This is a genomic window from Ruegeria sp. ABD4_443 (assembly GCF_056160865.1).
The window spans coordinates 428,022-440,953 of sequence record NZ_JBSWYA010000002.1; the positions used below are offsets into that span (position 1 = coordinate 428,022).

Below are 12,932 nucleotides of genomic sequence, written 5' to 3' on the forward strand. Positions count from 1 at the left end.
CCGGATCAGGAATGTTCTTCTGCGGCGGTCGCTGCCAGCGCCCGGTTATAAGCTTTTAGCGCATCGACATGCAGCAACGCCCCGACGGGGCATTCACGCCCATCGTCGTCCGTAACGACAACAGGAATGCTGGCAATGTCGCCCCGGTCAAAATACGGCATGGCCGCTTCGAGGGTGTCGCTTGCCCGGACACACAGTCCCTGTTCCACCAGCGCCTGTGCCTCGGCTGCGGTAAGCGATCCGTCGGCCTCAAGGGGGCGCATGACCGAACCCGCCCGCAACATGGCCAGCAAATAGGCCTGCGGCCCTGCGGCCAGGTGCACGTTCCGGCGTTCCAGCTGTGTCAGGAAAAAGGACCGGTCCACCAGCCGCGACGCCAGCGCCGTGGACATGGAAACCGACACCATCACCGCCAGGCCGATTTGCCAGTCTCCGGTCAGTTCGAACACGATCAGCGTGGTTGAAATTGGCGCACCCAGCACCGCCGCGGCAACGGCCCCCATCCCGGCAAAGGCGTAAAGGGTATGCGTGCCCGACACATGCGGCAACAAGCCTGTGGCGATCAGCCCGAATGCCAGCCCGGTCAATGCGCCAATCATCAGGGATGGGGAAAACACCCCCCCGCCCATGCGGCCACCCATGGTAATGGCCACCGCGATCGTCTTGATCACCGCGAACAGGATGGCGGTGGTCAGGACCAGGTCCCCGCTCAGGGCGCGCATCGTGGTCTCATAGCCGACCCCGATGATATGGGGGAACCAAATCGCCAGAAGCCCCAGCATGGCCCCCGAAATACCCGGTCGCAACCACCCCGGCAAAGACAGGCGGCTTTGGATATGGTTTCCGATATCTTCGGCAAAAAAGATCGACCGCATCAACAACAGGGATACCAGCCCGCAGATCAGCCCCAGCATCAGGAATGCGGGAAGTTCCACGTAGAACTGCAAGGACCCGGGCGTGTTCAGCGCAAACTCGGTAACGTCGCCATATGCCAGGCGGTTGATGACGGTTCCCGCGACCGAGGCAATGACAATCGGCGCAAAGGCGTGCACGGCAAAGTGGCGCAGGACGACCTCGAGCGCGAACAAGGCCCCGGCAATCGGGGCATTGAAGCTGGCCGAGACTGCGGCGGCAACGGCACATCCCAAAAGATCCCGGCCCGTGATCCCATCTGCATGTATCCGGTCACTGACCCAGGTTGAAATGACCCCTGCCATATGGACGACCGGCCCTTCGCGGCCTGTCGACCCGCCAGAACTGAGCGTGATCAAGGATGCCAGAAGCGACGCGAACCCCGCCTTGGTTTCCACCCGACCGTCCGTCACGGCCGCCCCTTCGATCACATCCGCAACCGACCGCACCCGGCCGTCATCTGTGAACCTGTGCAGGATCACCCCCACGATCAGGCCGCCGATGATGGGCGTGATCAGGATCAGCAGCCACGGCAATTTCTCGACATGGCTGTGCAGCATCAGGATGTCTTCGGTATCGTAGATATAGGCTTGCAACGCCTGAATGGCCTTGCGAAAGCCAAGCGCCATGAACCCCGCGGCAATACCGATCGCCAGCGCGATGAACCAAAACTGGATCTGGCTGGGGCCCCTGCGGCGCATGACACGCCAGGCATCCTTGATGGCAGATATGGCCTGATTCAGCTGGTTCCGAAGAACGGTGCCTGTCGACTGGGTCATTTGCCCCCTCGGGTCATCCTTTACCGTTCAGATCGGCCTGCCCCCGAACAAAACACACAGCCAGCGGCGAGCCACTGCGCGGAACCGGAGAATCCAGCGTTCATGAACGTCTTAATGTTCTTACTAAATGACCTTCGATCCATAGAAAAGCCGCATGGCACCCCAGCAAGGGGCCAGGCGCGGCAAGATTGCATCACGGATGCAACAGCGCCCGTGCGGCCGCGCGTGCCTCGTCGGTTATGGTGTCTCCCGCGACCATCCGGGCAATCTCGTCAACCCGGTCATCTGCGGACAGCGGGACGACCGATGACAAGGTCTGCCCATCCGCCACCTGTTTCTGCACCCGCCAGTGATGCTGTGCACGCGCCGCCACCTGCGGAGAATGCGTGACAACCAGTACCTGCCCGCCCTGCGCAAGCGCAGACAGGCGCCGTCCGACCGCATCGGCCGTGGCCCCGCCGACACCGCGGTCGATTTCGTCGAAGATCATCGTGCGGGCGCTGCGTTCGCCCGTCAGACAAACCTTGAGAGCCAGAAGAAACCGGCTCAGTTCACCGCCGGAGGCGATCTTGTTCAAAGGCCCGGACGGTGCGCCGGGGTTTGTTGCAACCGTGAATGCAACCGCGTCGGTCCCTTCGGGGCCAGCCTCGGCCGGGGTGATTTCTGTGCAAAACACAGCGCGCTCCATCTTGAGCGGCGCAAGTTCGGTCATGACGGCGGCATCCAGCTGTCCGGCCGCCTTGTGGCGCATGACGCTCAGGGCCTCGGCGGCCTTATCATATGCGCCCTGTGCCGAGGACAAGGCCGCGCGGCGGTCGGAAAGATCGGCATCGCCCGCATCCAGGCGGTGCAACCGTTCCCGCAGAGTTTCGGCGAACGTGCCCAGTTCATCAGGCGTCACGTCGTGCTTGCGGGCCAGGGCCCGAATTGCAAAAAGGCGCTCCTCGGCCTGCTCCAATTCTGCCGGGTTGACGTCCAGCGCCTGCAGGCAGGCGTTGACGCCATCCTGCGCTTCGCCCAACTCGATCAGCGCGCGGCCCAGGGCGGTGATGGGCTCTTCCAACTGGCCCCCGGCATTGTCGGACACCCCTTCCAGCCATCGCAGCGCATCGGCCATCGCGCCTTCGGCACCGTCACCGCCCAACAGGGCAAAGGCGCGGGCGACATCGTCGCGAATACGTTCGGCGCCCTGCATCATGCGGCGGCGCGCATCAAGTTCCGCATCCTCGCCGGGTTGCGGGTCAAGCTGGTCGAGTTCGGCAACCGAATGGCGCAGGAACTCTTCCTCGGCCTGCATCGCCTGCAACGCGGCCTCGGTTGCCTCAAGCGCCTTGCGCGCGCGGGCCATTTCGGCCCATGCGGCGCGCACGGCTGCAATCTGCTCTGCTGTTCCGGCATAGGCATCAAGCATCGCACGATGCCCCCGCGGGTTCAGAAGACCGCGGTCGTCATGCTGGCCGTGCAGTTCGATCAGGGTATCAGACAAGGCGCGCAATACCTCGCCCGAGCATCTGCGGTCATTGACCCAGGCGGTCTTGCGCCCCTCGGCCGTGTTGATCCTGCGCAGGATCAGTTCCGATCCACCCGGCAGCCCCGCCTCGGCCAGAACCGCATGGGCCGGGTGGTCGTCGGCCAACTCGAACTCGGCCACGACCTCGCCCTGCGCGGCCCCCTGGCGCACCAATTCCGCACGCCCGCGCCAACCCAGCACAAAGCCAAGGGAATCCAGCAAGATCGACTTGCCTGCCCCGGTTTCGCCGGTCAAAGCGTTCAGGCCCGGCTGGAACACAAGGTCCAGCCGGTCGATGATCAGCATGTCGCGGATATCGAGGGCGCGCAGCATCGGGTTACCAGCGTCCCAAGCCAACAGCCATGACGATTACAACCACTCACCCTTGATGGTCTGCCGGTAGATCGTGCTGAGCCAGTTGTCGCCCCGGCTCTTGAGGTCCAGACCACGCGAGGTCAACAGCTTGTAGGCGCTGTCATACCATTCCGAGGATTGATAGTTGTAACCCAGAATCGCACCGGCGGACTGTGCCTCGTTCACCAGACCCAGCGACAGATATGCTTCGACCAGACGATACAGCGCCTCGGCTGTATGGGATGTGGTCTGGAAATCTTCGACAACAACGCGGAACCGGTTGATCGCAGCGGTATAGTGATCCTGACGCAGGTAATAGCGCCCGATTTCCATCTCTTTGCCTGCCAGGTGATCAAAGGCCAGGTCAAACTTCAGCACAGCCGAGGTGGCATATTCGCTGTCAGGATAGACTTCGATCACCGTGCGCAGGGATTGCAGCGCCTGGAATGTCAGGCCCTGGTCGCGACCAACTTCGTCGATTTGGTCATAATAGCTGAGCGCCAAAAGATACTGGGCATATGCCGCATCTTCGTCGGTTGGGTAGAAATCGATATAACGCTGCGCGGCGGCGCGGCTTTCCTCGTAATTCTTGTCGGCATGAAAGGAAAACGCCTGCATGATCAGCGACCGTTTCGCCCAGTCGGAATAAGGGTACAGCCGTTCGACCTCGGAAAAATACCATGCGGCATCGTCGGACCGGTTCTGCGCCAGCTCATATTCGCCGCGCGTATAGATCTGTTCCGGAGTATAGCCTTCAAGGTTCTGGCTGCGGTCAGCACCCTTGTTGCCGAACAGCCCACCCGCGTTACCGCATGCCGTCAGAGTGGCTGCCAGAAGAAATGCACCCGCAAGCCTGACTGCCGCTTTGCTGCCAACCATACCGCCCATCCTAGTCGTATTGTCTCTTGGGGTAACCCCGGATTGGGCTTTGGTCTAGCACATAAAATTCCGGTGCAAAACGTCTTATCCGCGCGCAGATGCGATTGTCTGCCAACGGTGTTCCGATCAGGCGACTTGCGGGATTTCATCCATGACAAGCCCCTGCCCCGGCAAGCGGGCAGCCTGTTCGGGCGTACACAGGATCGGGCGCACGGCCCCCGGTGTTTCAAACAGCTTGCGCAGCAGCTTGTTGGTTGCGGTGTGCCCCGAACGTTCGCCCACATACCGGCCCAGAATCGGGCCACCGGCCAGGTAAAGATCGCCAAACGCGTCCAGCATCTTGTGGCGGACCGCCTCGTTCTGGTGGCGCAGACCGCCCGGTGTCAAAACAGTTTCACCGTCGACAACCACCGCGTTGTCCAGCGTGCCGCCCTGGGCAAGACCGTTTTCGCGCATCGCATCCACATCGGCCTTGCGGCAGAAAGTGCGGCTATCACTCAGTTCGCGCGCAAAAGACCCGTTCGACATATTCAGGCAATAGGTCTGGCGGCCGATGATCTTGTCCTCGAAATCAATCGTGAATTCGATTTCGAAATTTTCCGACGGGATCAGGCTGGCCGTGCCGCCATTGTGGCTGATGCTGACCGGCTTGAGTATCTCAAAGGCCAGAACCGGGGCCGCCTGCCGACGCAGACCGGCTGCCATGATGGTACGGACGAACGATACGGACGAGCCATCCATCACCGGCACTTCGGGGCCGTCGATTTCAATCAGAACGTTGTGGACGCCACAGCCAGCCAAAGCCGCCATGATATGTTCGACGGTCGAAACCGACACGCCGCTGGTGTTGACCAGACGCGTGCACAAAGGAACATGCTCGGTCATGTCATAGGCCGCAGGCACCATCGTGTCGCCAACCTCGATATCTGTACGTTTGAACCAGATACCATGGCCAGCCGCCGCCGGTCTCAGGACCATTTTCGCAGGCTTGCCGCTGTGCAGGCCGAACCCTGTGAACGTGACCGGAGAATTGAGCGTATGTTGCAAAACGAACCTCAGTGAGTGGTGTCCAGCCTGTTCCGGGCTGTGTTGCACCCTGAGGTAAGCGAGGCGAGGCAAAGGCTCAACTCACTCTTTGTAACTGAATGAAACAGTTCTGCGACAGATCGGCAAAACCCTGCTTACCTAAGCTTACATAATTGAAAAAAAACAAAAAAGAGCCGCCAGACGGCGGCTCTTTGTGATGATTTTGTTACCGCGATCAGTTGGCCTGGCGCCGCAGGAAGGCGGGGATTTCAATCCGGTCGTGGTCCGGGTCTGCCTCTTCATGGGCAGGTGCCGTAACGTCAGTTTGGCGCATTTCCGGCTGCTGTCGCACCGGCTGAGCCGGTGTATCCGCCGCGTGGCCGGTCATCCGGTCGATCAGGCGGTTGAAGCCAAAACGTGGCCGGTCTTCCGCTTCTGGCTGCGGTTGGGCGACCGGCTCTTGCGGGCGTGATGCGGTCAGCCGCTGCTTGGATGACGGAACGTTCTGAACGGCCGCCTGCAAGCGCTGCAGGGCTTCGGGCGACGGGGTTCCAGGCGTTGCTTCTGCGGGGGCGGCATATTGCTCGGGTGCAACCTCTGTCAGATCGGGCTGCGGCTCGAACTCGGCCACGCGCGGCTGATAGGCTGGCGGCGGCAGGCCGTCGTCATCCTGAACCTGTGCCTGATGCGGCTCATACCGCGGCGCAGGCTCTGCCACCTGTTCTTCGGCCGCTTCGAACAGCGAAGGTTCGCGAACCGGCTCGCTCGGGGCCGGAGCCTCGTCAGCGGCGATCATCTCTTCCTGGACCGGCTCTTCGGTCGGGACCGGGCGGGACAGCGGTGCCGCCATCGGGCGGCGAGCGATCGGCGCGTCGGCCTGAACGTCGCTGGCATCGATACCCGTTGCGACAACGGAAACGCGCATGGCGCCTTCCATTTCGGTATCAAGCGTAGACCCCACGATGATGTTCGCCTCGGGGTCGACCTCCTCGCGGATGCGGTTGGCCGCCTCGTCCAGTTCGAACAGGGTCAGGTCATGCGACCCGGTGATGTTGATCAGAACGCCCTTGGCGCCCTTGAGGCTGATTTCGTCCAGCAGGGGATTGGCAATCGCCTTTTCGGCGGCCTGAATGGCGCGATCTTCGCCAGTCGCTTCGCCGGTGCCCATCATCGCCTTACCCATCTCGTCCATCACGGCGCGAACGTCGGCAAAATCGAGGTTGATCAGACCCGGACGCACCATCAGGTCGGTCACGCCTTTGACGCCCTGGTGCAGAACGTCATCCGCCATCGAAAACGCTTCGGTAAAGGTGGTCTTTTCGTTGGCCAGCCGGAACAGGTTCTGGTTGGGGATGATGATCAGCGTATCGACAACCTTTTGCAGCGCCTCAACGCCGTCTTCGGCCTGCCGCATGCGCTTGGCACCTTCGAACTGGAACGGCTTGGTCACGACACCAACGGTCAAAACGCCAAGTTCACGCGCCGCCTGCGCAATGATCGGAGCCGCGCCCGTACCGGTGCCGCCGCCCATGCCTGCAGTGATAAAGCACATATGCGCACCAGCAAGGTGGTCAACGATCTGTTCGATGCTTTCTTCGGCGGCAGAGGCCCCAACCGACGGACGCGCGCCCGCGCCCAGCCCTTCGGTGACCTTGACGCCCAGTTGCACCCGCGCCGAGGAATGGCTTTGCTGCAGCGCCTGCGCATCGGTGTTGGCCACGACGAAGTCCACACCGTCCAACTGCTTTTCAATCATGTTGTTCACGGCATTGCCGCCAGCGCCGCCAACGCCAAATACCGTAATCCGAGGCTTAAGTTCGTCGTGCCCGGGCATCGAAAGATTCAATGTCATGCTCTGTCCGCCTGTATTTATGTTCCCGCAAAGCGGTGTTTTTCTTACCTATCCGCCTGTGATTCTACCGCTCTCGACGTCAAACGTCACGTCAAAAATCGCGGAAAACCACAAAATATGGAGGAAATATGGCGAATATCAGCGGCATTTCGCACACCCCGCCAGATATTGCGGAACCGTGCGATGTGGCCACTAGGCACACCAAGCCGACGCGGCTGTTCCTGCAGCGCGCACCAAACCGTGCAACCATTAACTCACTTGCGGAAAACTGCTCAGGTCCTGCCGCTGGGCCTTGGTGGCCCTTGTGGATATCTTTAGGGATAAATCGCCGCGCCGCAACCGGTTTCTTCAGCTGATCGGAGCGCCGGGGCAGTTCAGATCCCTGTCCGTGATGCTGCGCACCTCTTGTATCTCGCCGTCAAAAATTGTGGCCAGACGCACCATCAGACGGCCTTGGTGTTCGAAGGGCCACCAACAGACCGGGACGCCGTCCGGATCGTTGTCATACAGGAAACACACCTGCCCGTTGGGCGTAGTTATCTGGCCATATACGCACCCCTCGCCTTCTTCCTTCCAAACCGAGACCGTTCGGCTGAGGAATTGCTCGGTTCCGACCAGGGCGCCGGTTCGGATTTCATAAAAGGTCAACGTATTTCCGGCTGCCGCATCCAGAAAGGCGTCGGGCGTTATGGCAGTCTGCGCCCTGGCCCCACCGCCCCAACCGAGCGCGGCAAGACCGGCAAGCGCAAGGCTGGACGGCCTACCAATTGTCACGGAACCACCGGACCGCCCGCTTGAAGGGGCGCGCGGCGTAGGTGTCGACCGGAATTTCGAAATCCCACCACTCATCCTGCGGATGGGCGGCAAACAAGCTGAGACCAACGGCCGAGGAAAACCCCGGTCCGGTCGCCGATTGCGGCAGGCCGTGCACGCGAAGCGGGCGGCCAAGACGGACCCTTTGTCCGAGGATACGGCTGGCGAGACCGTCCAACCCCATGATCTGGCTGCCTCCGCCGGTCAGGACAATCTGCTGGCTGGGCATATGTTCGAACCCGGCCGCATCCAGCCGCGACCGGACCTCTTCAAGGATTTCTTCGACGCGCGGACGCATGATGCCAATCAGCTCGGCCCTGCTGACGGTGCGCCGGTCATGTTCCCAATCGCCGGTATCGCCACCGATATCGATCATGTCGCGATCATCGGCACCGGTGGCATGCACGCCGCCGTTGAATGTCTTGATGCGTTCCGCGACCGAGGCCGGAACCCCCAGCCCCATGGAAATGTCGCTGGTCACATGATCGCCGCCCATGCGCACGCAATCGGCATAGATCATGTGCTTTTTCATAAAGATGGACACGCTGGTCGTTCCACCGCCCATGTCGATACAGGCCGCACCCAGTTCCTGTTCATCCTCGACCAGGGCAGACACGCCGGAGACATAGGCCGAGTTCGCAATCCCGGCCAGTTCCAGGTCACAGCGCTTGATACAGCGCACGATGTTCTGGATCGCCACGGCGTCAACGGTCAGCATGTGCATATCGACCGCCAGAGACTGACCCAATTGCCCACGCGGGTCGATCAGGCCGGACCGGTTGTCCAGGGCAAAGTTCACGGGCTGTGCGTGCAGGACCTCGCGCCCTGCCCCGTAGTCGGGCACATCGCAGGCGCTCAGGACCCGGCCGACTTCGGCCTCGGTCACCAGTTGCCCCTCCAGGTCCACCTGCGCATCCAGACCATAGGACCGCGGGTTCGCCCCGGAAAAACACGCGATGACATGATCGACACGGATATCGGCCATCTTTTGCGCCGCCTGCAGTGCCGTGCGGATGGCCCGCTCGGTTTCCTGCATGGCGGTGACCTCGCCGAACTGAACTCCGCGCGACCGCGTCGTGGCCGCGCCAATGACGCGGAAACCGGTCTGCCCGGCCATGGACCCAATCGAGTTATCTTCGCTAAGCCGCCCAGTGCCATCAAAACGCAAAACAAGGCAGGCAATCTTGGAACTGCCCACGTCAAGAATGGCAACAACACCGCGTTGCATCGCCTGCCTGCGCATTTGCCGCATCGCCCGCTGGGACTGATAAAGATCGGTCATCATTGTACTATTGCCCGTTACCCACTGTCACTTTTGTATTCCACCAGTCTTCGCTGGCGGCTTTGGTCATCCTGATTGTCGGACGCTGGCCCAGGCGCATGTCCACGACCGAGACATCGCGTTCCAACAGGTCCTGCACCTCGTTGACGGCCAACACCCGTTCCAGCGCGCGCACTGGCCGGTCCACCGGCAGCATGATGCGCTGACCCCGGTCCAGGACCAGGTCCCAGCGCCGCTCGCCAATGCGGACCAAACCGCGCACGCGTTCGCCAAGGCTGCGAGAGGTTTTCAGAATTTCAAGCGCCTCACCGACATGAGCGTCGGCGCCTGCGCCTGCAATCAGGGGCAGGTCCGCATGGTCCGACCGGGCGGCAATCGTGTCCACATGCGCGCCCGTTTCGTCCAGCAGTTCAATGCCATTTCGGGTTCGCCAGACGATGATCGGCTGACGCTCGACCACGTCGACCTGCAAGATCCCGCCCGGACGAATGCGCACCGTGGCCGATTTCACCGGATCAAGCCCCGCGATCAGATCCCGGATCTGCTCGACATCCAGGTCCCAGGAACTAAGCGGGAAATCCAGCGGCACGACCTCGCGGATATCCTGGGCCAGCCCGGTTCCCGCGCCGTCAATGGCCATGAGGTTGACCATGAATTCGGGGCGTTCCTGAATAGACCTGCGCAGATCCGCGACATAGGCCGAAACCGCCTCGCGGCGGTCTTCGGCGGCAAAATACATCCCCAGCACACCGGCCAGGACAACCAAAGGCAAGCCAAGCCGCACACCCAGCCGAATACCCGGCGTCAGCATCCACCGCTGATACCGATAGCTCAGCCGCGACGGTGCCGGGTCCGACGGTCGCGCTGACCGGCCAAACAACCGCGCGCCCCTCAGCCGCATTTTTGGCTGAACCTCCAGACCCTCTGGCTGCACATCTTCAAAACCGGCATCCGGGCCGCCAGGCAGTTTGCTGCGATGAATGACCAAAGCCCGGGCTGCACCTATCGATCGCATGAGGCATCCTCCACCATCCAGGCGCATAACTGACCAAAGGTCTGCCCCCGATACTCGGCCTGTTCGGGAACAAGCGATGTCGGCGTCATTCCGGGCTGGGTATTGGTTTCCAGCAGAAACAGGCCATCCGCCCCCTGGGCTTCGTCCCAGCGAAAATCCGTCCGGCTGACGCCCCGGCATCCCAGAACCTGATGCGCGCGCAACGCATGATCCAGGCAGAGTTTGGCGATATCCGACGGGATTTCCGCCGGAAGAACATGCCAGGACCCGCCCGGCTTGTACTTGGCGTCATAGTCATACCACCCGTCCGTCATGATCTCGGTGACGGTCAGGGCGCGGTCGCCCATTACGGTCACGGTCAGTTCGCGCCCCGCCACGTATTGTTCGACCATGACCTGCGCGGGCATGTCGTCGGACAGCTGCGGTGGGCCGTTGGCCGCCTCGTGGACCAGATAGATACCGACGCTGGACCCTTCATTGTTTGGCTTGACCACGTAAGGCGGTTCCATGACGTGTTTGGCCATGACATCGGCCTTGGGCACGATCACGCTGTCTGCGACGGGCAACCCGGCAACGCGGAACGCCTGTTTGCTGCGCTGTTTGTCCATGGCCAGGGCCGAGGCCAGAACACCGGAATGGGTGTAGGGAATGCGCATCCATTCCAGAATGCCCTGCACACAGCCATCCTCGCCCCAGCGGCCGTGCAGGGCGTTAAAGATCACATCGGGCTTGATGTCCTGCAGGCGTGCATAAAGGTCGGGACCTGCGTCCAGTTCGACCACTTCAAAGCCTTCTCCCCGTAGGGCGGCTGCGCATTCGCGCCCAGAGCTGAGAGACACCTCGCGTTCCGCCGAGGGGCCGCCCATCAATACCGCCACTTTGGGGTTTGTCCTGCTCGACCTACCCACGTTCGTGCGCCTCAATGTCCCCGGACCTTATGTCGTGGTCCGTACTGCGTTTATGCCTTTGATCCGCCGCCTGAATTTGCCTGTTTTTGGTCTGACGGATGGGGCTTTAATCTTTCACCGGGTCACCGACCCGCATGATTTCCCACTCTAGCGTGATACCGCTTGTTTCGTAAACCTTTTTTCGCACCTGCTCGCCCAGCGATTCGAGGTCTTCGGCGGTGGCATCCCCGGTATTGATCAGGAAATTCGAGTGCTTTTCGCTCATTTGCGCACCGCCCCGGCGGGCACCGCGCATACCTGCATCGTCTATCACCTTCCACGCCTTCAGGTCGTGAACGTCATCAGCACGCCCGGTCGACGAGAACCCTGCAGGGTTGCGAAAGGTCGAACCGGCACTGCGGTCCCTGGTCGGTTGCGTCTCGTCACGCTTTTTCAGCTGGGCCTCCATGCGCGCGTGCAGCTCGGCCGGGTCGCCCGACGGCCCATCGAACGTGGCCGAGATCAGGACCGCGCCTTCGGGCAGGTCGGTTTGGCGGTATCGGAAGTTGAGATCATCGGGGGCAAGCTCCACCAGGTCTCCGGCGCGCGTGACAATGGTGGCTTTGCGCAGCACATCAGCGGTGTAGCTGCCATAGCAACCCGCATTCATCCGCACCGCCCCCCCGACCGAGCCGGGAATGGTGCGCAGAAAGGTCAGGTCGATCCCTGCATCCGCAGCCTGGCGTGCAACATGCGCATCCAGCGCCGCAGCACCCGCGGTCACGATGCCGCCATCGGTTGAAATCGTGTTGAAACCGCGCCCAAGCCGGATCACCACGGCCCGCAGCCCGCCATCGCGCACAATCAGGTTGGACCCGACACCCATCGGAAAGACGGGTATTTCTGGGGGCAGGTCTCGCAGAAAATCCCGAAGATCCTTAACGTCGGCAGGTTGAAACAAATAGTCCGCCGGACCGCCGACGCGCAGCCAGGTCAGGTCGTTCAGGGCACGGTTTTCAGAAAGCCTGCCGCGAGGAGTGGGAAGAGTTGTCATGTATGCTAGATCGCGGAATTGCCCCGTCAAAGCAACCCGGAACCGTCAGGATGCCGACCGGAACATCCGGCGCATCCACCGGCCAAGATAGATCACCGGCCAGCGCAAGACCGACATGCCCGCCGCCAGGACCAGCAGCCCGACCCAGGGGCCATTCTGATAGGTGACAAACCCAAGGATCGGTATGCCGACCGCTATCAGGACATAGGCTCGGGTCCAGTGGTTGTCCTTGCTTGGGATCATCGCCAGCACATTCGCGGCCACCCCCCAGAGACCGGCAAGAGCAATAGACCAGTTCACTCGCCCACCTCGCGCGCAACCCATTTGCACCAATAAAAGCGCAGCGGCTTTCGGAACATGGACACAAAGGCGGCAATCGCCAGCGTCGCAATGATCAATCCGAAATCCTGCCCCAGCCAGATAACCAGAACCGGCGCGCAAATCAGCAGCACCACACCCGGTGGGAATTGCATTCGCATCGGCAGCAGCGCGACGATGGTGGCGCTGATGACCCAGAGCGCGGCAAAAACCACTGATAACTCCATTCGCCCCTCCGAGGAAACGCGGTA

General features: G+C 61.6%; 12 protein-coding genes. All 12 read right to left on the minus strand.

The window, feature by feature from the left end:
* Positions 1 to 5 precede the first annotated feature (5 nt).
* Positions 6 to 1,691, minus strand: coding sequence for a chloride channel protein (locus ACXAG8_RS06215; RefSeq protein ID WP_475222896.1), 1,686 nt, complete (start codon positions 1,689 to 1,691; stop codon positions 6 to 8).
* Between the two features lie 193 nt (positions 1,692 to 1,884).
* Positions 1,885 to 3,534, minus strand: coding sequence for a DNA repair protein RecN (gene recN / locus ACXAG8_RS06220; protein ID WP_475222897.1), 1,650 nt, complete (start codon positions 3,532 to 3,534; stop codon positions 1,885 to 1,887).
* 36 nt (positions 3,535 to 3,570) lie between these two features.
* Positions 3,571 to 4,434 carry an outer membrane protein assembly factor BamD gene (locus ACXAG8_RS06225; protein WP_475222898.1) on the minus strand — a complete coding sequence of 288 codons (864 nt, stop codon included), beginning with the start codon at positions 4,432 to 4,434 and terminating at the stop codon, positions 3,571 to 3,573.
* A 126-nt stretch (positions 4,435 to 4,560) separates the two neighbouring features.
* Entirely contained in the window at positions 4,561 to 5,481 is a 921-nt protein-coding gene (gene lpxC / locus ACXAG8_RS06230) for a UDP-3-O-acyl-N-acetylglucosamine deacetylase (protein ID WP_475222899.1), read from the minus strand.
* 214 nt (positions 5,482 to 5,695) lie between these two features.
* Positions 5,696 to 7,312 carry a cell division protein FtsZ gene (ftsZ, locus tag ACXAG8_RS06235; RefSeq protein ID WP_475222900.1) on the minus strand — a complete coding sequence of 539 codons (1,617 nt, stop codon included), beginning with the start codon at positions 7,310 to 7,312 and terminating at the stop codon, positions 5,696 to 5,698.
* 348 nt (positions 7,313 to 7,660) lie between these two features.
* On the minus strand, positions 7,661 to 8,086 hold the full coding sequence (locus ACXAG8_RS06240) for a hypothetical protein (RefSeq protein WP_475222901.1): 426 nt from the start codon (positions 8,084 to 8,086) through the stop codon (positions 7,661 to 7,663).
* Positions 8,073 to 9,407 carry a cell division protein FtsA gene (gene ftsA / locus ACXAG8_RS06245; protein WP_475223116.1) on the minus strand — a complete coding sequence of 445 codons (1,335 nt, stop codon included), beginning with the start codon at positions 9,405 to 9,407 and terminating at the stop codon, positions 8,073 to 8,075. The genes ACXAG8_RS06240 and ftsA overlap by 14 nt, the downstream gene beginning before the upstream one ends.
* Positions 9,408 to 9,414: 7 nt before the next feature.
* Positions 9,415 to 10,422: a cell division protein FtsQ/DivIB gene (locus tag ACXAG8_RS06250; RefSeq protein ID WP_475222902.1), complete on the minus strand. Its 1,008-nt coding sequence runs from the start codon at positions 10,420 to 10,422 to the stop codon at positions 9,415 to 9,417.
* The gene (locus tag ACXAG8_RS06255) at positions 10,410 to 11,330 is read right to left on the minus strand and encodes a D-alanine--D-alanine ligase (protein WP_475222903.1); all 921 of its coding nucleotides are present in this window, start codon (positions 11,328 to 11,330) and stop codon (positions 10,410 to 10,412) included. The genes ACXAG8_RS06250 and ACXAG8_RS06255 overlap by 13 nt, the downstream gene beginning before the upstream one ends.
* Positions 11,331 to 11,436: 106 nt before the next feature.
* Positions 11,437 to 12,363 carry a UDP-N-acetylmuramate dehydrogenase gene (gene murB / locus ACXAG8_RS06260; protein ID WP_475222904.1) on the minus strand — a complete coding sequence of 309 codons (927 nt, stop codon included), beginning with the start codon at positions 12,361 to 12,363 and terminating at the stop codon, positions 11,437 to 11,439.
* A 45-nt stretch (positions 12,364 to 12,408) separates the two neighbouring features.
* On the minus strand, positions 12,409 to 12,663 hold the full coding sequence (locus ACXAG8_RS06265; RefSeq protein ID WP_475222905.1) for a DUF2484 family protein: 255 nt from the start codon (positions 12,661 to 12,663) through the stop codon (positions 12,409 to 12,411).
* The gene (locus tag ACXAG8_RS06270; protein ID WP_475222907.1) at positions 12,660 to 12,908 is read right to left on the minus strand and encodes a DUF2484 family protein; all 249 of its coding nucleotides are present in this window, start codon (positions 12,906 to 12,908) and stop codon (positions 12,660 to 12,662) included. The genes ACXAG8_RS06265 and ACXAG8_RS06270 overlap by 4 nt, the downstream gene beginning before the upstream one ends.
* Positions 12,909 to 12,932 lie beyond the last annotated feature (24 nt).